General features: G+C 75.7%; 17 protein-coding genes and 1 rRNA gene. 14 read left to right on the forward strand and 4 right to left on the reverse strand.

Annotated features, from left to right (window positions below; translation table 11 throughout):
• The first annotated feature begins 42 nt into the window (after window positions 1-42).
• The 13 genes from rrf to CELF_RS08490 all read left to right on the forward strand — a co-directional run bounded on the left by rrf (window position 43) and on the right by CELF_RS08490 (window position 15,994).
• A 5S ribosomal RNA gene (rrf, locus tag CELF_RS08420) occupies window positions 43-159 on the forward strand.
• Between the two features lie 2,064 nt (window positions 160-2,223).
• Window positions 2,224-3,294 carry a hypothetical protein gene (locus tag CELF_RS21150; protein WP_083835707.1) on the forward strand — a complete coding sequence of 357 codons (1,071 nt, stop codon included), beginning with the start codon at window positions 2,224-2,226 and terminating at the stop codon, window positions 3,292-3,294.
• Window positions 3,291-4,328, forward strand: a complete 1,038-nt coding sequence (locus CELF_RS08440; protein WP_013770831.1) for an HAD-IIA family hydrolase — start codon at window positions 3,291-3,293, stop codon at window positions 4,326-4,328. The genes CELF_RS21150 and CELF_RS08440 overlap by 4 nt, the downstream gene beginning before the upstream one ends.
• 619 nt (window positions 4,329-4,947) lie before the next feature.
• Window positions 4,948-5,127 (forward strand): hypothetical protein, encoded by a 180-nt coding sequence (locus tag CELF_RS08445; protein ID WP_013770832.1) that lies wholly within the window; start codon window positions 4,948-4,950, stop codon window positions 5,125-5,127.
• The gene (locus CELF_RS08450; protein ID WP_013770833.1) at window positions 5,124-6,131 is read left to right on the forward strand and encodes a TlyA family RNA methyltransferase; all 1,008 of its coding nucleotides are present in this window, start codon (window positions 5,124-5,126) and stop codon (window positions 6,129-6,131) included. Before CELF_RS08445 ends, CELF_RS08450 begins: the two co-directional genes overlap by 4 nt.
• The gene (locus tag CELF_RS08455; protein WP_013770834.1) at window positions 6,128-7,009 is read left to right on the forward strand and encodes an NAD kinase; all 882 of its coding nucleotides are present in this window, start codon (window positions 6,128-6,130) and stop codon (window positions 7,007-7,009) included. The genes CELF_RS08450 and CELF_RS08455 overlap by 4 nt, the downstream gene beginning before the upstream one ends.
• Window positions 7,006-8,742 carry a DNA repair protein RecN gene (gene recN, locus CELF_RS08460; protein ID WP_013770835.1) on the forward strand — a complete coding sequence of 579 codons (1,737 nt, stop codon included), beginning with the start codon at window positions 7,006-7,008 and terminating at the stop codon, window positions 8,740-8,742. Before CELF_RS08455 ends, recN begins: the two co-directional genes overlap by 4 nt.
• Before the next feature lie 6 nt (window positions 8,743-8,748).
• Complete coding sequence (steA, locus tag CELF_RS08465) at window positions 8,749-9,936, forward strand: putative cytokinetic ring protein SteA (RefSeq protein ID WP_013770836.1); 1,188 nt, start codon at window positions 8,749-8,751, stop codon at window positions 9,934-9,936.
• 106 nt (window positions 9,937-10,042) lie between these two features.
• Complete coding sequence (locus CELF_RS08470; protein ID WP_013770837.1) at window positions 10,043-11,071, forward strand: copper transporter; 1,029 nt, start codon at window positions 10,043-10,045, stop codon at window positions 11,069-11,071.
• A complete protein-coding gene (locus tag CELF_RS08475; RefSeq protein ID WP_013770838.1) occupies window positions 11,068-11,991 on the forward strand; it encodes a hypothetical protein in 924 nt (307 codons plus the stop codon). The genes CELF_RS08470 and CELF_RS08475 overlap by 4 nt, the downstream gene beginning before the upstream one ends.
• Window positions 11,988-13,634, forward strand: a complete 1,647-nt coding sequence (gene murJ, locus CELF_RS08480; RefSeq protein WP_013770839.1) for a murein biosynthesis integral membrane protein MurJ — start codon at window positions 11,988-11,990, stop codon at window positions 13,632-13,634. Before CELF_RS08475 ends, murJ begins: the two co-directional genes overlap by 4 nt.
• Window positions 13,635-13,724: 90 nt before the next feature.
• Complete coding sequence (locus CELF_RS08485; protein WP_013770840.1) at window positions 13,725-15,395, forward strand: CTP synthase; 1,671 nt, start codon at window positions 13,725-13,727, stop codon at window positions 15,393-15,395.
• Entirely contained in the window at window positions 15,395-15,994 is a 600-nt protein-coding gene (locus tag CELF_RS08490) for an NUDIX domain-containing protein (RefSeq protein WP_013770841.1), read from the forward strand. Before CELF_RS08485 ends, CELF_RS08490 begins: the two co-directional genes overlap by 1 nt.
• 140 nt (window positions 15,995-16,134) lie before the next feature.
• Here CELF_RS08490 and CELF_RS08495 read toward each other — a convergent pair whose 3' ends face one another.
• The gene (locus CELF_RS08495; RefSeq protein WP_013770842.1) at window positions 16,135-16,947 is read right to left on the reverse strand and encodes an ABC transporter permease; all 813 of its coding nucleotides are present in this window, start codon (window positions 16,945-16,947) and stop codon (window positions 16,135-16,137) included.
• Entirely contained in the window at window positions 16,947-17,975 is a 1,029-nt protein-coding gene (locus tag CELF_RS08500) for an ATP-binding cassette domain-containing protein (RefSeq protein ID WP_013770843.1), read from the reverse strand. Before CELF_RS08500 ends, CELF_RS08495 begins: the two co-directional genes overlap by 1 nt.
• Before the next feature lie 165 nt (window positions 17,976-18,140).
• On the opposite strand from CELF_RS08500, the gene CELF_RS08505 reads away from it, so the two are divergent.
• Window positions 18,141-21,542 carry an AfsR/SARP family transcriptional regulator gene (locus CELF_RS08505; RefSeq protein WP_013770844.1) on the forward strand — a complete coding sequence of 1,134 codons (3,402 nt, stop codon included), beginning with the start codon at window positions 18,141-18,143 and terminating at the stop codon, window positions 21,540-21,542.
• A gap of 54 nt (window positions 21,543-21,596) precedes the next feature.
• Here CELF_RS08505 and CELF_RS08510 read toward each other — a convergent pair whose 3' ends face one another.
• Window positions 21,597-22,415, reverse strand: coding sequence for an ABC transporter permease (locus CELF_RS08510; protein ID WP_013770845.1), 819 nt, complete (start codon window positions 22,413-22,415; stop codon window positions 21,597-21,599).
• Window positions 22,412-23,413, reverse strand: a complete 1,002-nt coding sequence (locus CELF_RS08515; RefSeq protein WP_013770846.1) for a daunorubicin resistance protein DrrA family ABC transporter ATP-binding protein — start codon at window positions 23,411-23,413, stop codon at window positions 22,412-22,414. Before CELF_RS08515 ends, CELF_RS08510 begins: the two co-directional genes overlap by 4 nt.
• Window positions 23,414-23,475 lie beyond the last annotated feature (62 nt).

A 23,475-nucleotide genomic window follows, 5' to 3' on the forward strand; every position in this document is an offset into this window, starting at 1 on the left:
CCCGAGAGACGAACGGGAACCCGTTTGACAACTCGACAACGTTACGGCGGTCATAGCGAAGGGGAAACGCCCGGTCCCATTCCGAACCCGGAAGCTAAGCCCTTCAGCGCCGATGGTACTGCACTCGCCAGGGTGTGGGAGAGTAGGACGCCGCCGGACACCATTCAGAAAGAGCCACCCCAGCAACGGGGTGGCTCTTTCTGTTTTCCGGCTTGTTCTCGCGCGTGTTGTCCGGTGCCGGGTGACCGGTCTCGCCGCCGACGCGGGCGTACGCGCCGAGCACTGACGCCGGGCCAGTGAACGCCGACGCCTTCTCCGACGGGCGTCGTGCGCAGCGCTGACGGATGCCGGGGAATGGCACGCGGTGCCCTGGCCTGTGCTGCCCGTCGTATGAACCGGACACGTGGCCGTGCTGTACGGGGTGTGGTCGACAGCTGAGAGTGGCAATGCGCTGTGGACGCACTGTGCGTGGCCGAGCCGGGTCGAGATGGCCACCGAACCGGGTCGAAGTGACCCGGACGCCCGCTGTGGCGGGCGGCACGGCCGGAAGACGGTCTGCGAGCTGGGTGTCGCCGGGCCGGGATGAGACCATGAGACCGTCGTGTGCGACGAGGAGAGACATACATGAACAGCGATCACGGGCCCGAGCGCCCTCAGCGGGGACCGGCCCGGGACGGTGGACGTCCGTCGGGATCGGACCGGCCCGAGCGCCGGGGACAGCGCGGCGAGTCCGGAGGCTCGGGCGGCTCTGCTGCTCCGCGTCGGTCCGGTGACTCGGCAGGCGGGCGCAGCGGCTACCAGGGCGGCTCCTCGCGCAGCCGCGACGGTGGGCCGACGCGCAACCGTGACACGCGGTACACGAGCGACGAGCGACGCGGCGGCGGCGAGCGGCCGTCGTGGCGCGCCGGTGACGGCCCGTCCACGCGCGGGGATCGACCTTCCTCGCGCGGCGGCTGGTCGAGCGACCGGGTTGCGGGGTCCGACCGCCGCAGCGACCGCCCCTCGGGCCGTGGTGCGTGGTCGTCCGACCGCTCGTCACGCGAGGACGGCGCGCGCCCGGACCGCGGGCAGTCGGCGGGTCGTCCGGACCGTGGGCAGTCGGCACCGAGGCCGAACGGCGCCGGGCGCCAGCGGTCCGAGGGGTACGCCGGCGGACGTCCCGGCGCGGCGACCGGCCGCACGGGCGGCGACCGTCCCCCCTGGGGCGGGAGGCAGGGTGACGCCCGCGGGAGCTCGGGCGGTCGTTCCTGGTCGGGCGATCGCGCGCGATCCGACGAGCGCCCCGGGTCGCGTGCCGGATCGGGTGGCTCGCGGTCGTGGGAGCCTCGGCGGGACGTGTCCGGGCCCCGGCGCGAGTCGGGGGGCGGCGGTTCGACCGAGTGGCGCGCCGGCGACGGGGCGCGGCACGGCGGCGTTCCCCGGGGAGACACGGCTGATCGTCGTGGTCCCGGCGGTGACGGCTCGACCGGTCGCCCTCGATCCACCTCGGACGCGCCCTCGCGTGGGCGGGTCGCGGGCGAGCGTCCTGCAGGTCATGGGCGGGACGACCGGCGGTCCGACGCTCCGCGGCGTGACGACCGGGGCGACTCGTACTCCGCCGGCAGCCGTGGGTCGGGCGACCGTTCGGGTGGTTCCGGGCGGGGTTACGCCGAGCGGCCGTGGGGCGGTTCCGGCGGTCGCGGCGCTCCTGGTCCGCGCGAGCGTGGGTTCGGTGGCTCCGGCGAGCGAGCGGGCCGCGACCGTCGTGCTGGCGACGGCAGCGACTCCGGTCGTGGTGCCGGTGGGTACGGCGACCGTGCTCCGCAGCGTGGTGCTGGTGGGTACGGCGACCGTGCTCCGCAGCGTGGTGCCGGTGGGTACGGCGGCGAGTCCGGTCGTGGTGCCGGTGGGTACGGCGACCGTGCTCCGCAGCGTGGTGCCGGTGGCTATGGCGGTGGGTCCGGTCGTGGCGCGGGTGACGACCGCCGTGGTGGTGGAGAGTCCGGTCGAAGCAGTGGGTATGGACGTGGCGCCGGGGATGCCGGTGCTCGTCCTTCGGGCCGTGGTGCCGGGGGTGACGCTGGGCGCGCTGGGCGCACCGTCGGGGGACCGACCGAGCGGCGGTTCGCAGGCGCGGGCGAGCGAGGCCCCGGTGTCCGCGGGGAGCGTCGCGACGACCGCGGTCGGGAGCGCCGCGACGACAGGGACGACGTGCGGTCGAGCCGACCGCCCCAGACCGAGCGGGTGCCGGCGCCGCCGATCCCCGACGAGGTCTCGTTCAGCGAGCTCGACCGCGCGGTGCGCGGCCGGTTGCGGTCGCTGACCAAGGACAACGCCGAGCGGGTCGGTCGGCACCTCGTCGTCGTCGGGCAGCTGCTCGACACCGATCCGGAGCTCGCCTACGAGCACGCGCAGGCTGCGGTGCGGCGCGCGGGACGGATCGACGTGGTCCGCGAGGCGGCGGGTCTCGCGGCCTACCGGACCGAGCGGTACGCGGAGGCCCTGCGGGAGCTCCGGACCGTGCGCCGGCTCAACGGCTCCTCGGAGCACCTGCCGATCATGGCCGACTGCGAGCGCGGCCTCGGGCGGCCGGAGCGGGCCATCGCGCTCGCGCAGGAGCCGGAGGCGGAGACGCTGGATGCCGAGGCGCAGGTGGAGCTGGCGATCGTCGTGTCCGGCGCGCGCCTCGACCTCGGTCAGGCCGAGGCCGCGGTCGCGGTCCTGTCGACCCCGGCGGTGCGGGCGGTCACCGGCGTGCTCGCGGTGCGCGTGGCGCAGGCGCGGGCGGCGGCCCTCGAGGCTGCCGGTCGGACGGCGGAGGCGGATGCGGAGCTCGCCGGGTACTCGACTGCGCAGCTCGCCGAGGCATCCGGTGAGGATGCCGACGACGACGTCGTCGTGTTCGATCTCGCGGAGGACGCGGAGGACGCGGAGGACGCGGAGGACGCGGAGGACGCGGAGGACGCGGAGGACGCTAAGGACGCGAAGGACGCGGAGGACGCCGACGACACGGACGACGCCGACGACACGGAGGACGCGGAGGACGCCGACGACACGGACGACGCCGACGACACGGAGGACACGGAGGACGTCGAGGTCGCGGACGAGGTGGACGACGCCGAAGGGGCCGAGTCCGCGCAGGACGCGGAGTTCGTCGGGCACGTGGGGGATGCCGAGGGCGGGGACGACGCGCAGGGTGTCGGCGACGTGGCGGCGGATGGCACCGGGGCCGGCGACGCAGACGACGTCGAGGCGGCGCACGGCCAGGGCGTCGCAGGCGAGGGCGTCGAGGTCGACGAGGAGGGCACGGCGTGAGCGGCGGGCTGATCGGCTCCGCCACTGCGCCCGCCGACCGCTTCGACCTGGCGCTCGTCGACCTGGACGGTGTCGCGTACCGCGGCCACGAGCCGATCCCAGGCGCTGCGGAAGGGCTGACCGCGGCTCGCGGCCGGGGCATGCGGCTCGTGTTCGTCACGAACAACGCCTCGCGCGAGCCGGAGTCCGTCGCGGAGCAGCTCACCGAGCTGGGGATCCCGACACGGTCCGGCGAGGTGATGACCGCTGCGCAGGCCGCGGCCCAGCTCCTGCGGACGCGCCTGGAGCCTGGCGCGAAGGTGCTCGTCGTCGGCGGCCAGGGTCTGCTCACCGCCGTGCGGGCGGCGGGGTACCGGGTCGTGGAGTCGGCGGACGACGAGCCCGCCGCGGTCGCCCAGGGCTTCGCGCCCGACGTCGGTTGGGCCCAGCTCGCGGAGGCGGCGTACGCCGTCGAGAGGGGCGCGTGGCACGTGGCGTCGAACCTCGACCTGAGCCTCCCGACCGCGCGCGGCTTCGCCCCGGGCAACGGGTCGCTCGTCGGCGCGGTGCGTGCCGCGACCGGGGTGACGCCCGACAGCGCGGGCAAGCCGTCGCCGACGATGTACGACATGGCCGTCGAGCGGGCAGGAGCCCGGGAGACGCTCGTCATCGGTGACCGCCTCGACACCGACCTGGCCGGCGCACGCGCGGGCGGGTACGTCGGGCTGCACGTCCTGACCGGGGTGAGCACGGCGCGCGACGCGGTGCTCGCGGCACCCGGTGAGCGGCCGCACCTCGTCGGAGCCGACCTGCTGGCGCTGCTCGAGCCGCACCCTGAGCCCACGCGTCAGGCCGACGGCTGGTGGTCGTGCGGGTCCGGCGCCGCTCGGGTGGTGGACGGGGTGCTGGACCTCGGCGGTACCGCCAGGACGCGCGCGGAGCAGGTGGACCTGGTCCGTGCCGCGTGCGCTGCGGCGTGGGCGGCGGTCGACGAGGGTGCCGTCATCGACGCGCCGACCGTGCCTGCGCTGCCCGTCGACGGTCCGACCGGCTGACGTCGACCCGCGTCCGCTCCTGACCAGGCGGTCGTGGCGGATGCGCACGACGGCGGTCAACTCTCGACCGGCGACCGGCGACCGGCGACCGGCGACCGGCGACCGGTGACCGGTGACCGGTGACCGGTGACCGGTGACCGGTGACCGGTGACCGGCGACCGGTGACCGGCGACTGCGGCCCGGCGACTGGTGACTGCGACCGGCGACCGGCGACTGGCGACGGTGACCGGTGACCGACGGTGTGGTGCGGAGGACACGACGGCCGGTCGATTCTCGACCACCGTCGGTCGCCGATGACCGGTGACCGACGGTCGTGGTGCGAAGGCGTGGGGCGTGTCGTGGTCGCGCCGGTGCTGGGCGGTCCGGCCCCGTCTCCCCGGGCCGCCGCCCGATGCGCGCAGGGCTGTGGGTGAGTCGGGCGGCGCTGTGGGCCTGGGCAGGTAGCGTGGGCGCGGGCCGACGCCGTGGTCCGACCCCGGCCGCTCCCGTCATCGCGGGGAGGCAGGGCAGGTCGGCGACGTGCGGCCGTTCCTGCGCCCGTCGCGCACACGGCGGCGGTCTCGCGGGACCGGCACTCGGCGCGCTGGGAGCACGCGGTGCGACGCACGAGGAGGAACGGGTGAGCGACACGGCCGAGGTCGGCCTGCACGGCCGGCCGTCGACGGGCGACGACCAGGTCGACCAGGCGCTGACACGCCTCGACGGGCTCGCCGACGTCCCCGTGCGCGACCACGTCGCCGCGTTCGAGGCGGTGCACGCCGCGCTGCACGACCGGCTCGCGGACGCGGAGGGCGCGTGACCACGCGTCTCGACAGCGAGCTCGTCCGCCGCGGGCTCGCCCGGTCCCGTGGGCACGCCGGCGAGCTGATCGCCGCGGGCCGGGTGTCGGTGCGTGGGACGGCGGCACGCCGGGCCGCGCTGCAGGTCGACGGCGGCGACGCGGTCGAGGTCGTCGGGGACGACGACCCGGGCTACGCGTCCCGCGGGGCGCACAAGCTCGCGGGGGTGCTGGACACGCTGGGAGCCGACGGGCCGGTCGTCGCCGGACGGCGGTGCCTCGACGCCGGTGCGAGCACGGGCGGGTTCACCGACGTGCTCCTGCGGCGCGGAGCCGCGCACGTCACCGCGGTCGACGTGGGGCACGGACAGCTGCTCGAGGTGATCCGCCAGGACCCGCGCGTCGACGCACGGGAAGGCGTCAACGTGCGCGACCTGCAGGCGGGCGAGGTGCAGCCGCCGCCGACGCTCGTGGTCGCCGACCTCTCGTTCATCTCGCTCGCGCTGGTGCTGCCCGCGCTCACGCGGGTCGCTGCGCCCGGCGCCGACCTGCTGGTCATGGTCAAGCCGCAGTTCGAGGTCGGGCGGGAGCGCCTCGGCTCGGGTGGCGTGGTGCGGGACCCGGCGCTCCGTGCGGACGCGGTGCTGGGCGTCGCGCGTGCGGCTGTCGACGGTGGCCTCGACGTGCGTGCCGTCGTGCGCAGCCCGCTGCCGGGACCGAGCGGCAACGTGGAGTTCTTCCTGTGGCTGCGTGCGGTCCCCGAGGACGGGCGACGGGGCGGCAGCGACGCGGCGGGTCTGCGGGCCGCCGTGCAGGACGTCGTCGTCGGCGAGGCGCTCGTCCGGGTGCTGGACGGTGGGGGTGGTCGTGCTCGGCACGGCGGCGCAGCCGACGACGGTGCCGTGCCGGCGGGTTCCGGCGCAGGTTCCGGCCGGGGGTCCGGTGGCGACCCGCACGGCGGCGATGCGCAGGGCGGTGCGGACGTGCGGGACGGTGCCGTGCGCGGCCGCGGGGTGAGCGCATGACGCGGCGGGCGCTCGTCGTGACGCACGGCGGCCGCGCCGAGGCGGTCACGGCGACGCAGGAGGCGGTGCGCGTCCTCGAGGCGGCGGGGATCGAGCCGGTCCTGGCCCCGGACGACGGTGAGCCGGCCGAGCTGCTCGAGGTGGACCTCGCGGTCGTGCTCGGCGGCGACGGCACGATCCTGCGCGCCGCCGAGCTCACGCGGGGCACGGGCGTGCCGGTGCTGGGCGTCAACCTCGGGCACGTCGGGTTCCTCGCGGAGGCGGAGCGGGACGACGTCGGCGAGGCGGTCCGGCGGCTGACCGTCGGCGACTTCGAGGTCGAGGAGCGCGGCACGCTGGACGTGCGCGTGCTGCACCCCGACGGCTCGCAGCACACCGGCTGGGCGCTCAACGAGGCCGCGGTGGAGAAGGCGGAGCGCTCGCGCATGCTCGAGGTCATGCTCGAGGTCGACGGGCACCCGCTCTCGGCGTTCGGCTGCGACGGAGTGGTCGCGGCGACGGCGACGGGATCGACCGCGCACGCGTTCTCGGCGGGCGGCCCCGTGGTGTGGCCGGACGTCGACGGCATGATCCTCGTCCCCATCTCCGCGCACGCGCTGTTCGCCCGCCCGCTCGTCGTGGGACCGCGCAGCCTCCTCGCGCTCGAGATCCTCGACCGGTCACCGGCGGCGGCGCTGCTGACGTGCGACGGTCGTCGGCAGATCGAGGTGCCGCGCGGGGCGCGTGTCGAGGTCCGCAGCAGCGACGTGCCCGTGCGCCTCGCGCGGCTGTCGCCGGCACCGTTCACGACACGGCTGGTGCACAAGTTCGGGCTTCCGGTGAGCGGCTGGCGGGGCCGGGCTGCGGAGGCCCGGACGACGACGGGGGAGGCGACGTGATCGAGGAGATCCGGATCGACAACCTGGGCGTCATCACGCGCGCGCACGTCGAGCTCGGGCCGGGCCTGACGGTCCTCACGGGGGAGACCGGCGCGGGCAAGACGATGGTGCTCACGGCCCTGTCGCTGCTGCTCGGTGGGAAGGCCGACCCCGCGACGGTCCGGCGCGGCGCCGCGTCGGCGGCGGTCGAGGGGCGCGTGGTGCTGCCGGAGGGCGCGCCCGTGCTCGCGCGCGCGCTCGAGGCGGGCGCGGACCTCGACGACGACGGCAGCCTCGTGCTCGTGCGCACGGTCGGCGCAGGCACGGACGGAGCGGCGGGACGGTCACGCGCGTACGTGGGTGGTCGGTCGGTGCCCCAGGCCGTGCTCGGCGAGCTCGCGGAGGCGCTCGTCACGGTGCACGGGCAGGCGGACCAGGCACGCCTGCGGTCGCCCGCGCACCAGCGCGACGCGCTGGACGCGTTCGTCGGCGCCGAGCACCGCGAGACGCTCGCGCGCTACCGCGCGGCGTGGGCGGAGCGCGGCCGGGTGGCCGCCGAGCTGGACGACCTCGTGGCACGGACGCAGGAGCGCGCGCGCGAGGCGGAGCTCCTGCGCCTCGGTCTGGCCGAGGTCGAGCGCGTGGACCCGCAGCCGGGCGAGGACGTCGCGCTGGCGGAGGAGGCCGACCGGCTCGCGCACGCGGAGGACCTGCGAGCGGCGGCGGCCGGAGCGCACGGTGCGCTCGCGGGGGATGCGGACACCGCGGGCGACGGTCTGGCCGCGACGGACGTCGTCGACCGTGCGCGGCGGCTCCTGGAGCAGGCAGGCGAGCACGACGCGGCGCTCGCCGGGCTCGCCACCAGGGTGGCGGAGGCGGGGTACCTGCTCGCGGACGTGTCGGCGGAGCTCTCCTCCTACCTGGAGGACCTGCAGGCGGACCCGCTGCGGCTCGAGGCCGTGCAGCAGCGGCGGGCGCAGCTCGGGTCGCTGACCCGCAGCTACGGCACGGACGTCGCCGAGGTGCTCGCCTGGGCGGACGACGCGGGGCGGCGGCTGCTCGACCTCGACGGCGGGGACCAGCGGCTGCAGGACCTGCGCGCGCGGGTCGACGCCCTCGACGAGGACGTCGCCCGGCTCGCCGGCGAGCTCACGCGCGGACGCACCGAGGCGGCAGCGCGGCTCGCGCGCTCGGTCTCCCACGAGCTCGCCGGGCTCGCGATGGGCGGTGCGGAGCTCCAGGTCGCGGTCGAGCCGGGCGAGCCCGGCCCGTCGGGTGCGGACCGTGTGGAGATGCTGCTCGTGCCGCACGCCGGCGCGCCCGCGCGGTCGCTCGGCAAGGGTGCGTCGGGCGGTGAGCTCTCGCGCGTGATGCTCGCGATCGAGGTCACGCTCGCGACGGCCCCGGACTCCGGTGCCGCGCGACCGGCGACGTTCGTCTTCGACGAGGTCGACGCGGGCGTCGGGGGACGTGCGGCGATCGAGATCGGGCGGCGGCTCGCGGACGTCGCGCGGTCGTCGCAGGTGCTCGTCGTGACGCACCTCGCGCAGGTCGCGGCGTTCGCCGACCGGCACCTCGTCGTGACGAAGTCGACGGCCGAGGGGGTCGACGTGGTCACCGAGTCCGACGTGCGTCTCGTCACAGGTGAGGACCGCGTGCGCGAGCTCGCCCGCATGCTGTCGGGCCAGGACGACTCCGAGGCCGCACGCACGCACGCAGCCGAGCTCCTGGACCTCTCCGGCGTGGGACGATGACCCACGATGAGAGCTTCCCTGCGTAGAAGGAACCCCGCGCCGGAGGCCGGTGTCGTCTCCGGCCCCGCCCGCGTCGACCCCCGGACGAAGGCGCTGACCAAGCGGCTGCGCCCCGGCGACGTGGCCGTCATCGACCACCTCGACCTCGACCGGGTGTCCGCCGAGGCGCTGGTGGCGTGCCAGCCCGCGGCCGTGCTCAACGCCGCGCGCTCGACGTCGGGCCGGTACCCGAACCTCGGCCCGGAGATCCTCGTCTCGGCCGGCGTGCCGCTCGTCGACGACCTCGGCGCCGACGTCATGGCGCTGCCCGAGGGCCACCGCCTGCGCATCGTCGACGGGTGCGTGTACGACGGCGAGACGCTCGTCGCGGAGGGCGTCGAGCAGACGCCGCAGACCGTGGCCGCGACCATGGAGGAGGCCCGCGCGGGGCTCTCCGTGCAGCTCGAGTCGTTCGCGGCGAACACGATGGACTACCTGCGGCGCGAGCGCGAGCTGCTGCTCGACGGCGTGGGCGTGCCCGACATCGCGACCGAGATCGACGGCCGGCAGGTCCTCATCGTGGTGCGCGGGTACCACTACAAGGAGGACCTCGTCACGCTCCGCCCGTACATCCGCGAGTACCGCCCGGTGCTCATCGGGGTGGACGGCGGTGCCGACGCGATCCTCGACGCCGGCTGGAAGCCCGACATGATCGTCGGCGACATGGACTCGGTGTCCGACCGCGCGCTCACGTGCGGGGCGGAGGTCGTCGTCCACGCGTACCGCGACGGCCGCGCACCCGGGCTCGCGCGCGTCGAGCAGCTCGGCGTGCGGCACGTCGTCTTCCCGGCGACGGGCACGAGCGAGGACGTCGCGATGCTCCTGGCCGACGACAAGGGTGCGGAGCTCATCGTGGCCGTCGGGACGCACGCGACGCTCGTGGAGTTCCTCGACAAGGGCCGCTCCGGCATGGCGAGCACGTTCCTCACGCGCCTGCGCGTGGGAGGCAAGCTCGTCGACGCGAAGGGCGTGTCGCGGCTCTACAAGCACCGCATCTCGAACCTGCAGGTCGCGCTGCTCATCGTCGCGGGCCTGCTGGCCCTCGGGGTCGCGCTCGCGTCGACCGCGGCCGGGCAGACGCTGCTGGGCCTGCTCGGTGCGCGCATCGACGACCTGACCTCGTGGGTCGGCGGCCTGTTCGGCGGAGCGCCGTGACGCAGCAGCCCCACGGTCACGGCGCCGACGCCCGCGACCTCGACCCGACCGACCACCTCGACCGGCGAGGGGCGACGCCCGCCGCCACCGACGGAGACCCTGCACCGTGATCGACTTCCGCTACCACATCGTCTCGCTCATCTCGGTGTTCCTGGCGCTCGCCGTAGGCATCGCGCTGGGCGCCGGTCCGCTCAAGGAGACGATCGGCGACACCCTGACCGGTCAGGTCGAGCAGCTGCGCACCGAGAAGGACGAGCTGCGCGCCGAGCTGGACCGGACGGCCGACGACCTCGGGCACGCGGCCGCGTACATCGACGCCGCGGGGCCGCGGCTGCTCGACGGCTCGCTCACCGACCGTCGCGTCGCCGTCGTGGCGCTCGGCGAGGTCGACGAGTCGGTGCGCACGGCGGTCGACGACCGGCTCGCGCAGGCCGGGGCGAGCGTGACGGCGCACGTGACGCTCACCGAGTCGTGGACCGAGGCGGACCTCGACAGCTTCCGGCAGGCGCTGGGCGGGCAGCTCGTGGGCTACCTCTCGCCGGGTCTCGCCGATGACGCGGGCGTGCAGGAGGAGCTTGCCGCCGCCCTGGTCCAGGGTCTCGTCGCTGCGAACCCCGCGGCACCGGACACCCTCGCGTCCGACTCGGGCTTCCTGCTCGAGCTGCTGTCCGGCGGTGACTACCCGCTCGTGACGCTGCAGGACCCCGTCGAGACCCCGGCCGATGCCGTCGTGATCCTCGCGCCCAGCGACCTGCCGACGGGCGAGGACTCCTCGGCGGACCCGGCGGGGAGCGAGGACGTCCTGAGCGCCTGGCTGGCCGTGGTCGCTGCGGCGCAGGAGCGCTCGGAGGGCGCCGTGCTCGCCGAGGGGCCGCGCGGTGACGGGCGTCTCGTGGACGCGGTGCTGGCGGACGACGAGCTCGCGGACGAGCTGACCACCGTCTCCGGCGCCCACCTCGTCACGGGCCAGGTCTCGACGCCGCTCGCGCTCGCCGCGCGCATCGCCGGCGAGAACGGGCACTACGGGTTCGGCGACGGCGAGACGCCGCTGCCGACCGCGGTGACGCTGCCAGCGGTCGACCGCGCGCCGACGGCCGAGGGCGAGCCCGGGGGCACCGACGGGGCGCAGGGATGAGCGTGGGGCCGCTGCGCCGCCTGGCCGCGGCGACGGTGGCCGGCGGCGTGACCGCCGGCGTCCGGGGACTGCTCGACGCGCAGCCGCCCGGCGGCCCGCGTCGCTGGACGCGCACCAACCACCGCGGTGAGCCCGTGAGCCTGCTCGAGGGGCCGGCCGTCGCGGCGGGCCTGCTCGCCGGTGCGGTCGTCGGGGCGCCGTCGCTGCGCGCCGCAACGGCGCTCACGGTCGCGACCGGGGCGGGCGCGGTGTTCGGCGTCGTCGACGACCTCGGGGAGGACGTCGAGGTGCGCCGCAAGGGGCTGCGCGGACACCTGGGAGCGCTCGCGCGCGGCGAGCTCACGACCGGCGGCCTCAAGGTCCTCGGGATCGGCGCCGCCGGGATCGTCGCGGCCGCCGTGGCGACGCCGCTGCGGGACGACGCCGGGACGCGACGCTCGCCCGCCGGGTGGGCCGCCGACGTCGTCGTCTCGGGCGCCCTCGTCGCGGCCAGCGCGAACCTGCTGAACCTGTTCGACCTGCGGCCCGGCCGTGCGCTCAAGGCCGGCGCGCTGGTCGCCGGCCCGCTGGCCCTGGCCCCGGGTGCCGGGGCCGGCGCCGCGGCCGGGGTGCTCGGTGCTGCCGGCGCCGCCGTCGAGGAGGACCTCGCGGAGCACGACATGCTCGGCGACGGCGGCGCCAACGCGCTCGGCGCGACCCTGGGCACGGCGCTCGTGCTGTCGGCGCCGCGCCCCGTCCGGCTGGCCGCGCTCGGTGTCGTCGCCGCGCTGACGCTCGCGAGCGAGAAGGTCAGCTTCACCCAGGTCATCGAGCGCACGCCTGTGCTGCGCGACCTCGACGCGTGGGGACGCCGGCCGGCAGCCGCCGCGGCCAGCCCCGTGGAGGCACCGGCGTCCTCGCCCGCGGCCGGACCCGCGTGAGCCCGGGCGTCCGCCGGGTCCTCGGCGGGCTCGGTGGCGCCGCGGCGATGATCGCGGCGATCACCGTGCTCAGCCGGGTGCTGGGGTTCGCCCGCATCCTCGTGCAGGCCGGTGCGTTCGGCGCCGGTGCGATCGGCAGCACGTACAACTCGGCGAACATGCTGCCGAACGTCGTGTTCGAGGCCGCGGCGGGCGGTGCGCTCGCCGGCGCGCTCGTCCCGCTGCTCGCCCTTCCGGTGTCGCGCGCGCTGCGCAAGGACGTCGACGCGATCGCGTCGGCCGCGCTCGGCTGGACCCTGCTCGTCCTGGTCCCGCTCGGCGGGCTCCTGGCGCTGCTCGCCGGCCCGATCGCGAGCGCCTGGCCGGGGCTCGAGGACGCGCACCGCGAGCTGCTGCGGTACTTCGTCACGGTGTTCGCGGTGCAGGTGCCGCTGTACGGCGTGGCGGTGCTGCTGTACGCCGTGCTGCAGGCGCACAAGCGGTTCTTCTGGCCGGCGTTCGCCCCGGTCATGTCCTCGGTCGTCGTCATCGCCGTCTACGCGACCTACGCGCACCTCGCGCAGGGGCACCGGGACGACCCGGCGGCCGCCGGGAGCACGGCGCTCAGCGTCCTCGCGTGGGGCACGACCGCCGGCGTCGCGGTGATGTGCCTGCCGATGTTCTGGCCCGTGCACCGTCTCGGTGTGCGGCTGCGACCGACGCTGCGGTTCCCGGAGGGGGTCGGGCGGCGTCTCGCGGCGCTCGCGTTCGCCGGCGTGGGGTCGCTCGTCGCGCAGCAGCTCGCGATGCTGGTCGCGGCCCTGGTCTCGGCGCGGCGCGGCGGCGACGGCACCTACTCGCTCCTGCTGTGGTCGCAGCAGGTCTACCTGCTGCCGTACGCCGTGCTCGTGGTGCCGCTCGCGACCTCGACGTTCCCGCGGCTGTCCGCGCACGCCGCCGCGGGCCGTCGCGCCGAGTACGCCGCCATGGCGTCGACGACGACGCGGGCCGTGGTGCTCGCCGCCGGTGTGGGTGCGGCGGCCGTCGCCGCCGCGGCGCCCGCGGTCGCGGACGTCTTCGCCGACCTCGGCGGCGACCGGGAGGCGATCAGCGCGCTCTCGCCGACGATCACGCTCATGATGCCCGGGCTCGTCGGCTTCGCCGTGCTGTTCCACGTCTCGCGCGCGCTGTACGCGAGGGAGCGCGGGCGGGCGGCCGTCACCGTCAACGTGCTCGGCTGGGGCGTCGCGGGCGTGGCGTCCGTCGCGCTGGGGGCCGCGCTGGTCCCCGAGGGTCACGACCTGCGCCGCACGCTCGTCGCGCTCGCGGTCGCGAACAGCCTCGGGATGCTCGTCGGGGGGACCGCCGCGGTCGTGGCGCTCGCCCGCGCGGCCGGGCGGGACGCCGTGCGCGGCCTGGTGCGGACGACCGCGCTCGTCGTCGTCGCCGGCGGCGTCGCCGCCGTCGCGGGCCGGTGGGTCGTCGACTCGGTCGTCGCGCTCCTCGGGCACGACGCGGGGTCTGCGGTGGGCGGTGCCGCGGGCGGCGCGGTCGTCGCGCTCGTCGTCATGGCGGGCGCGGTCGCGGTCGGTGACCGGCGCACGGTGACCGACATGCTCCGGGTCGAGCGCACGCCCGAGCCCGTCGCGGGCGACCCTGCCTGAGCGGCGACACGCCGCGCGGGGTCGCGAGGTGGCCGGACTCACCCTCGCGCCTCCCCGAGGGCGCCGTCGCGTCGGGTAGGGTGGAAGCCCGTGACAGAGCGCGCGCATCGACTCTCCGGGCGGTCGGACTCCACGACCCGGCACATCTTCGTCACCGGGGGCGTCGCCTCCTCCCTCGGCAAGGGTCTGACGGCTTCCAGCCTCGGCCGCCTCCTCCGCTCCCGTGGCCTGCGGGTCACGATGCAGAAGCTCGACCCCTACCTCAACGTCGACCCCGGGACGATGAACCCGTTCCAGCACGGTGAGGTGTTCGTCACCGAGGACGGCGCGGAGACGGACCTCGACGTCGGCCACTACGAGCGCTTCCTCGACGTCGACCTGGTCGGCTCGGCGAACGTCACGACCGGCCAGGTGTACTCGCAGGTGATCGCCAAGGAGCGTCGCGGCGAGTACCTCGGCGACACCGTGCAGGTCATCCCGCACATCACCGACGAGATCAAGACGCGCATGCGCTCGCAGGCGAGCGACGACGTCGACGTCATCATCACGGAGATCGGCGGCACGGTCGGCGACATCGAGTCGCTGCCGTTCCTCGAGGCGGCCCGCCAGGTCCGGCACGACCTCGGCCGCTCCAACGTCTTCTTCCTGCACGTCTCGCTCCTGCCGTACATCGGCCCGTCGGGCGAGCTCAAGACGAAGCCGACGCAGCACTCCGTCGCCGCGCTGCGCAGCATCGGCATCCAGCCCGACGCGATCGTCCTGCGTGCGGACCGCGACGTGCCGGACGGCACCAAGCGCAAGATCGCGCTGTTCTGCGACGTCGACGTCGAGGGCGTCGTCACCGCGAAGGACGCGCCGAGCATCTACGACATCCCCCGCGTGCTGCACTCCGAGGGCCTCGACGCGTACGTCGTGCAGCGCCTCGGCCTGCCGTTCCGTGACGTCGACTGGTCCGGCTGGGACGAGCTGCTGCACCGCGTGCACCAGCCCGCGCACCAGGTCGAGGTCGCGCTCGTCGGCAAGTACATCGACCTGCCCGACGCGTACCTGTCCGTCACCGAGGCCCTGCGGGCCGGTGGCTTCCACCACGACGCCAAGGTCGTGATCCGCTGGGTCCGCTCCGACGACTGCCAGACGCCCGAAGGGGCGCGGCTCGCGCTCGAGGGCGTCGACGCCGTGCTGGTGCCCGGTGGGTTCGGCGTCCGCGGCATCGAGGGCAAGCTCGGCGCGCTGCGCTGGGCGCGCGAGAACCTCGTGCCGACGCTCGGCATCTGCCTGGGCCTGCAGTGCATGGTCATCGAGTACTCCCGCAACGTGCTGGGCCTCGACGGCGCGTCGTCGTCGGAGTTCGACGACGACCCCGCGCACCCCGTCATCGCGACGATGGCCGAGCAGCTCGCGATCGTCGGCGGCGCCGGCGACCTGGGCGGGACCATGCGGCTCGGGGCGTACGAGGCGCGGCTCAAGGCCGGCTCGCTCGTCGCCGAGGCGTACGGGAGCGAGACGGTGTCCGAGCGGCACCGGCACCGCTACGAGGTCAACAACGCCTACCGCGACAAGCTCGAGGAGGCCGGGTTCGTCATCTCGGGCGTCTCGCCCGACACGTCGCTCGTGGAGTTCGTGGAGCTGCCGCGCGAGACGCACCCGTACTTCGTCGCGACGCAGGCGCACCCCGAGTTCAAGTCGCGGCCGACGCGGGCGCACCCGCTGTTCGCCGGGCTGGTCGGTGCCGCGCTCGCGCTGCGCACGGACGAGGTCTGATGGCGGTCGCCGACCGGCACGCGCCGCGTCCGGTGGTCACGCACGAGCTGATCCATGCGGGCAAGGTGTGGGACCTCGCGGGCGACGTCGTCGACCTCGGGGACAGCCAGGTGCTGCGGGAGTACGTCGACCACCCGGGCGCGGTCGCCGTCGTCGCGCTCGACGACGAGGACCGGGTGCTCCTGCTCGCGCAGTACCGGCACCCGGTCCGGCACGAGCTGTGGGAGCCGCCGGCCGGTCTGCTCGACGTCGAGGGGGAGGACCCGGTCGTCGCGGCGGCCCGGGAGCTCGCCGAGGAGGCGGACCTGGTCGCCGGCTCGTGGTGGCGGCTCGTGGAGTTCTTCACGACGCCCGGCGGGTCGAGCGAGCGCATCGTCGTGTTCCTCGCGCGGGACCTGTCGCCTGTGCCCGACGCCGACCGCTACGCGCGGGTCGACGAGGAGGCGACGATGGTGCCCGAGTGGGTGCCGCTCGACGACGCCGTGGACGCGGCGCTCGGTGGTCGCCTGCACAGCCCGACCGCGGTCACGGGCGTGCTGGCGGCGGCCGCGGCGCGGGCACGCGGCTGGTCGACGCTGGAGCGCGTGCAGCCGGCCTGAGCGCCGGCCGGCGGGCCGGCGACCCCGCGTGGGATCGCCGGCCGGCCCGGCTCGTCAGCGGGGCCGCGCCGGCCGCCGCGACAGCAGCACGACGAGGGGCGGCGCACCATCGGGTGCGTCGCCCCTCGTCGTGCACGTCCTCAGCGGGACGCCGAGCGGCGGTACTGCAGGTTCGCCAGCGGGACGAACACGAGCAGGAAGATGCCCGCCCACAGCAGCGTGTACAGCTCGGCGTTCTGCAGCGCCCACGACTCCGGCGGCGGCACCTGGGGCGGGATGTTGCCGAACAGCTCGCGCGACGCCTGCGTGACGGCCGACACGGGGTTCCACTCGGCGAACGTCTGCAGCCCGGAGGGCAGCGACTCCAGCGGGACGAACGTGTTCGCGACGAACGTCAGCGGGAAGATCACGATGAACGTCGCGTTGTTGAACACCTCGACGCTGGGCACGAGCATCCCGAGCCACGCCATGACCCAGGAGATCGCGTACGCGAACACCAGCAGCAGCAGGAACCCGAGCGCCGCCTCCGGGACGGAGCTGTGGATGCCCCAGCCGACGAGCAGGCCGGTCAGGCTCATGACGACGAGCACGAGCACGTTGTTGACGACGTCGGACAGCGTGCGTCCGGTCAGCACCGCCGACGGCGCCATGGGCAGCGACCGGAACCGGTCGATGATGCCCTTCTTGATGTCCTCCGCGAGGCCCGCGCCCGTGATGGTGGCACCGAAGATGACGGTCTGCGCGAAGATCCCCGCCATGAGGTACTCGCGGTACGCGTCGGCGTCGGTGCCGCCCGGCACGTCGATCGCGCCGCCGAACACGTAGGCGAACAGCAGGACGAACATGATCGGCGACAGCGTCGTGAAGACCAGCAGGTCGGGCACGCGCTTGATCTTGATGATGTTCCGCCTGGCGACGACGTAGGCGTCGGACAGCACGATCGGGACGGCCATCACGCACCTCCGGAGGTGGGTCGCAGGCCGCTCGGCGCGCCGGCGGGCAGCTCCTGGTCGGGCGACGCGGCCGGGTCGCCGTCGTCGTCCTCGGCGGGTCTGCCGGTGAGCGACAGGAAGACGTCGTCGAGCGTGGGACGCCGCAGCCCGACGTCGTCGAGCACGACGCCCGCCTCGTCGAGCACGCGCAGCGACTCGGACAGCGTGCGCGGCCCGCCGTCCACCGGCATGAGCAGCGCGCGACGCGACGCGTCGAGCGTCGGGGCGCCGACCCCGAGCGGCGCGAGCAGCCGTCGCGCGTCGTCCAGCCGGGCCGGGTCGTGCACCGTGAGCTCGAGCCGCTCGCCGCCCACCTGCAGCTTGAGCTGGTCGGCCGTGCCCTGGGCGATGATCCGCCCGTGGTCGATGACGACGATCTCGTCGGCGAGCAGGTCGGCCTCCTCGAGGTACTGCGTGGTCAGCAGGAGCGTCGTGCCCCCGGCGACGAGGTCCTGGATGACGTCCCACATCTCGGTGCGGCCCCGCGGGTCGAGGCCCGTCGTGGGCTCGTCGAGGAAGATGACCGGCGGGTCCGCGACGAGCGCACCCGCGAGGTCGAGACGTCGTCGCATGCCGCCGGAGTACGTCTTCGACGGACGGTCGGCGGCGTCCTCCAGCCGGAACGCCGCGAGCAGCTCCCGGGCGCGCTCCTGCGAGCGCCGGACCCCGAGGTGGTAGAGCCGGCCGATCATGTCGAGGTTCTCGAAGCCCGTGAGGTACTCGTCGACCGCCGCGTACTGGCCGGACAGCCCGATGCGGCGACGCACCTCCCGGGGGTGGCGCAGCACGTCCACGCCCGCGACCGTCGCGGAGCCCGCGTCGGGCTGCAGCAGCGTCGCCAGGATGCGGACGATGGTGGTCTTGCCCGCCCCGTTGGGGCCGAGCAGACCGAGCACCGAGCCGGTCGGCACGGTGAGGTCGACGCCCGCGAGCGCCGTGACGTCCTTGTACCGCTTCACCAGTCCGGTGGCGGTGATCGCCTCGGTCATGCCTCGACGGTAGCCACGGCCGCCCACATCGTCCCGGACTTTCCGGTACGTCGCGATCGTCCGTGGCGCGCTGCGGCGGCTCCCCGCAGGTCAGGGCGCTGCGAGGTCGGCACGGTGCGCCCTGGCCGCGCGGGATGGGCGGGCCCGCGCGCCTAGAGTGGGCGCGTGCCCCCGCCGCCCGTCGCCGCCGTGCTCGGGCCCGTCCTCGTCGCCGGCGGACGTGGCGGCCCGGACGGACGGACGTCGCCGGGCGGCCCGCGCGCGCGGGCGCTCGTCGTCGCCCTGGCCCTGGCCGGCGGGCGCACGGTGCCCTGGCGCGAGCTCGCCGGGGACGTGTGGCCCGACGACGGCCCGGCCGACCCGCGGGCCGCGCTGCAGACAGTCGTCTCCCGCACGCGGGCGGCCACGTCGCACGATGTGGTCGCCTCGCACGACGGCGGGTACGCGCTGGCGGGGGACAGCGACCTCGCGCTGGCGCGTCGACACGCCGACGAGGGCCGCACGGCGCTCGCCGACGCCCGCCCGTCCGACGCCCTCGACACCGCACGGTCCGGCCTCGCACTGTGGCGGGGGACGCCGGGAGCGGACGTCGCCGACGCGTCGCCGGTGCTGGCCGAGGCGCTCGCAGGCGCGGCGGCGGAGGTGCGCGGCGCGCTGCGCGGGGTCGAGGTGGACGCGCTGCTCGCGCTCGCACGCCCGCAGGACGCGCTCGGACCGGCGCTCGCCGCGGCGCAGGCGGCACCGACGGACGAGGACGTGCACCTGCGCCTCATGCGCGCGCAGCACGCCGCCGGCCGGACGACGGACGCGCTGCGCACGTTCGCGCGCCTGCGCGCCGCGCTGGCCGACGAGCTCGGGGTGGACCCGCGCGCGGACGTCACGGCGTTCAACGCGCGCCTCGTGACGGGCGACGCGCCGGACGCCGCGACGGACGCCGCGACGGGGACGCAGCCTCCCGGCGGCGTGGCCGGTGCGGCCGTCGGCCCGCGTGACGTCCACGACGAACCGGCCGGGCTCCCGGGTCGGCCACCGCGGGCGCCCGTCGGGCTGCGGGCCGCCGCCCGGCCGCTGCTCGGGCGCGCCGACGACCTGGCCGCCGTCGACGAGCTGCTGTCCGGCGCCCGCCTCGTCACCGTCCTGGGCACCGGGGGCCTCGGCAAGACGTCGCTCGCGCTCGAGGTGGCGCGTCGACGGCGCGACGCGGAGTGGGTCGTCGTCGTCGAGCTCGCGGGTGTGCGCACCGACGCGGACGTCGACGTCGCCCTCGCGGACGCGCTCGGACTCGGCCAGGCCGCACGCAGCGCACGACTGGGCGACCGGCTCGCGGCGACCCCCGACGTCCGGGCCCGCGCGGCCGAGCGCCTCGCCGAGGGCCCGGCGCTGCTCGTCCTCGACAACTGCGAGCACGTCGTCGCGGGTGCGGCCGGGCTCGCGGACGACCTGCTCGGGGCCGTGGCCGGGCTGCACGTCCTGACGACGAGCCGCACGCCGCTGCTGGTCCGCGGCGAGCAGGTCCATGCGCTAGCCCCGCTCGGCGTCGACGACGACGGGCACGGCGCGGCAGTCGACCTGTTCGTCGAGCGTGCGCTCGCTGCCCGGCCCGGTGCGACGCTCCCGCGCGACGTCGTCGCCCGGGTCGTCTCGCGCCTGGACGGCCTGCCGCTCGCGATCGAGCTGGCCGCGGCCCGCGTGCGGACGATGACCGTGGAGGAGGTGGAGCGCCGCCTCGACGCGCGGTTCAGCCTCCTGCGCTCGGGCGAGCGGCTCGCGCCGGACCGCCACCGGACGCTCGAGGCCGTCATCGACTGGAGCTGGAACCTGCTGACCGACGCCGAGCAGCGCGTCCTGCGGCGCCTGTCGGTGCTGCCCGACGGGTTCGGCCTCGACGCGGCGCAGGCGATCGGCGCGCTCACGGCACCCGGCGCCGCCGCGGGAGGCACGGACGCGTGGGACGTCCTCGACGCGCTCGACGGGCTCGTCCTGCAGTCGCTGTGCACGGTCGCCGAGGACCGCCACCCCGAGGGCGACGGGCTGCCGGGCGTCCGCTACCGGATGCTCGAGACGGTCCGCGAGTTCGGGCAGCTGCGCCTGGCCGACGCGGGGGAGACGGTCGCGGCGCACGACGCGATGCTCGCCTGGGCCGCCGCGTTCGCGCGGACGTGGTCGCCCGCGCTCGTCGAGGGGGACCAGCCGGCCGCGATGCGGGCGGTGCGCGCCGAGCAGGACAACCTGCTGCTGGCCCTGCGCACCGCGCTCGACACGGGCCGTCGCGGGGAGGCGTACGCGCTGTACGTGCTGCTGGGCGGGCACTGGAGCCTGCGCGGCGCCTACGAGCAGGTCCACGGGCTGGGCGTCGAGCTCCTGGGACGCACGCACGGCTGGCGCGTCGACGCGGCGTTCGCCGACGTGGCGGCCCTGGCGCTGGTCTGGGTCACGGGCATGGGGGTGTTCGGCGAGGGCACCCTCACCGCGCGGGCGGTGGGCCGGCTCCGCGTCGTCGCCCGCGCCCTGGACGGGCAGCTCGGTCCGCGGACCCGCGCGTTCGTGCGGCTGGCGCTCGCGGGATCGGTCCCGGCGGCGGCCCGCGAGCTCGCGGTGCTGCGCCGGTCGCCGGACACCTACCTCGCGATGCTCGGGCACATGCTGTCCGCCCAGCTGGCCGAGAACTCGGGCCGCGTCGTCGTCGCGCGACGCTGGGTCGAGGTCGCGCACGGGCTCGCCGTGGGGCGGGGCGACGTCTGGGCGGAGGCGAACAACGCGTCGTTCCTGGGGCAGATCGCGAGCGAGGAGGGCAATCCCCGCGAGACGCTCGCGTGGGCGGCCCGGGCGCGCGCCGGGCTGCGCCGGATCGTCGCGGACGAGGAGCTCACGCAGATCACGTGGCTCGAGCTGGCCGGGTCCGTCGGGGCGGGCGACGCCGACCGGGCGGAGGCGTTGTGCGACGAGCTCACCGTGACCGCGACGACGGGCCGGGCGGGCGGCACGGGCTGGGCGGCGCCGGAGATCACCGCGCTCGCGCTCGCGGGCCGCGGAGAGCTCGCGGTGCTGCGGGGCGACGTCGCCGCGGGCCTCGCCCACCTGCAGGCGGCGCACGCGACGTTCGGCGCGGTCGACAGCCAGGCGCAGGCCTCGCCGTGGTTCGTCATGGTCTCGGCGGGCTGGGTCGCGCGGCTCGTGCTGGCGCCCGCGTCGGCGCGCGTGGGCCAGCCCGACGTCGCCGAGCCCGCGCGGGCGCTCGCGCGGCACGTGCGCGAGTGGGCGTTCCTGCGGTCGACCGGCGTCGTCGACCACCCGGTGCTGGGCACCGCGGCGGTCGCGCTCGGGACCGCCGCGTGGGCGGACGGCGACGACGCGGCGGTCGACGACGGCCTCGAGCTGTTCTGGCTCGCGGAGCTGCTGGGGTCGCGGCAGGACCTGCCGATGCTCCGCCGTGCGCCGCTCGAGGCGCGGGCGCGCCGGCTGGTCGGCGACGCGCGTGTCGAGGACGCCCGGCGTCGGGCGCGCGCCGTCGGCCGGCGGGGTGCGGCCGAACGCGCGTTCGCCCTCGTCGCGAGCCTGTGGTGCTGAGACGCCGACGGCCGCCCGGGCGCCGGGCCCGGGCGGCCGTCGAGCGGTGCCACGTCAGGCGCGGCGCATGTACGCGCGGACGGCGAGCGGCGCGAACACACCGACGACGAGCGCGGAACCGAGCAGCGCCAGGCCCACCTCGCCCGTCGCCGTCCCGGTGTTGGCGAGCTCCCGGGCCGCGGTGATGAGGTGCGACACGGGGTTGGCGTCGGCGAACACCTGCAGCGGGCGCGGCATGGTCGAGGTGTCGACGAAGGCGTTCGACAGGAACGTCAGCGGGAAGAGCACCATGAACGAGATGCCCTGCACGGACGACGCGGTGCGGCCGACGACGCCCGCGTACGCGAACACCCAGCTGATCGACCACGAGCACACGACGACGAGCAGGCCCGCCAGGACGACGCCGCCGATCCCACCGCCCGGGCGGTAGCCCATGACGTAGCCCATCGTGAAGGTCAGGGTCGTCGCGATGACGTAGCGGATGGTGTCGGCCACGAGCGCGCCCGCAAGGGGGGCGACCCGCGCGATGGGCAGCGACCGGAAGCGGTCGAACACGCCCTTGTCCATGTCCTCGCGCAGCTGCACACCGGTGACCACCGACGTCGTGATGACGGTCTGGACGAGGATGCCGGGGATGATCACGGGCAGGTAGTCGCGCACGCTGCCGGAGATCGCGCCGCCGAAGATGTACGTGAACATGAGCGTGAACAGGATCGGCTGCAGCGTGACGTCGAACAGCTGCTCCGGCGTGCGGCGTACCTTGAGCAGGCCGCGCCAGGCCATCGTGAGGGACTGCCGCACGGCGACGGGCAGGGGCACGCTGCGCGGCAGGGCGGACGTGCCGCTCGCGGGGGACAGGGTCGTGGCGGTCATGCGAGGACCTTTCCTGCGGCGTCCGCCGCGGTCGTGGGGGCGTCGTCGGTCGGCTCGGCGGCGTGGCCGGTGAGGGTGAGGAACACCTCGTCGAGCGACGGCTTCTGCAGGGACAGCCCGTCGACGGGGAGCCCGCGCTCCCGAAGCAGCACGAGCAGGTCGGTGACGGCGGCGGGGTCGTCGACCGGGACGGTGAGGCGCGCCGCCTCGGGGGAGACGGTGGGCTCGACGCGGAGCCGGTCGCGGACGGCCGCCGCGGCGGCGAGCACGTGCCCGGGGTCGGCGAGGCGCAGCTGCAGGGACTGCGTGCCGACGGCCGACTTCAGCTCGTCGGCGGTGCCCTCGGCGACGACGCGCCCGCGGTCGATGACGGCGATCCGGTCGGCGAGCTGGTCCGCCTCGTCGAGGTACTGCGTCGTGAGCAGGACGGTCGAGCCGGTCGCGACGAGCTCGCGGATCGTGTCCCACACCTGCGCGCGCGTCCGCGGGTCCAGCCCGGTGGTCGGCTCGTCGAGGAAGATGAGCGGCGGCTGCGCGATGAGGCTCGCCGCGAGGTCGAGCCGCCGCCGCATGCCGCCGGAGAAGTTGCGCAGCGGCTTGCTCGCGGCCTCGGTGAGCCCGAAGCGCTCCAGCAGCTCGGTCGACTTGGCCCGCGACGCGGCGCGGGACAGCCCGTGCAGGCGCGAGAACAGCACGAGGTTCTCGGTCGCGCTGAGCGTCTCGTCGACGGACGCGTACTGGCCGGTCACGCCGACGAGCTGGCGGACGACGTGCGGCTCGCGCACGACGTCGTGGCCGAGCACGCGGGCCGTGCCGGCGTCGGGCCGCAGCAGCGTCGCGAGCATGCGGATCGTCGTCGTCTTGCCCGCGCCGTTCGGGCCGAGCACGCCGTAGACGCTGCCCGTCCGCACGGTCAGGTCGACGCCGTCGACGGCACGCTGCTCGCCGAAGAGCTTGACGAGGCCCTCGGCCTCGATGGCCCAGGTCTGGTCGGTCATGGGGTCCTCCCTGGTCGGTGTCGTGACCAGGGTGGGCGGGGGGTGCTGTCAGTCCGCTGCCG

This window comes from Cellulomonas fimi ATCC 484, assembly GCF_000212695.1.
Taxonomy (GTDB): domain Bacteria; phylum Actinomycetota; class Actinomycetes; order Actinomycetales; family Cellulomonadaceae; genus Cellulomonas; species Cellulomonas fimi.

Coding starts and splice junctions, on each gene's coding strand:
- CELF_RS08515 (WP_013770846.1), bottom strand. CDS start 23,413: ATGACCGACCAGACCTGGGCCATCGAGGCCGAGGGCCTCGTCAAGCTC.
- CELF_RS08490 (WP_013770841.1), top strand. CDS start 15,395: ATGGCGGTCGCCGACCGGCACGCGCCGCGTCCGGTGGTCACGCACGAG.
- CELF_RS08475 (WP_013770838.1), top strand. CDS start 11,068: ATGAGCGTGGGGCCGCTGCGCCGCCTGGCCGCGGCGACGGTGGCCGGC.
- CELF_RS08455 (WP_013770834.1), top strand. CDS start 6,128: ATGACGCGGCGGGCGCTCGTCGTGACGCACGGCGGCCGCGCCGAGGCG.
- CELF_RS08510 (WP_013770845.1), bottom strand. CDS start 22,415: ATGACCGCCACGACCCTGTCCCCCGCGAGCGGCACGTCCGCCCTGCCG.
- CELF_RS08500 (WP_013770843.1), bottom strand. CDS start 17,975: ATGACCGAGGCGATCACCGCCACCGGACTGGTGAAGCGGTACAAGGAC.
- steA (WP_013770836.1), top strand. CDS start 8,749: ATGAGAGCTTCCCTGCGTAGAAGGAACCCCGCGCCGGAGGCCGGTGTC.
- CELF_RS08495 (WP_013770842.1), bottom strand. CDS start 16,947: ATGGCCGTCCCGATCGTGCTGTCCGACGCCTACGTCGTCGCCAGGCGG.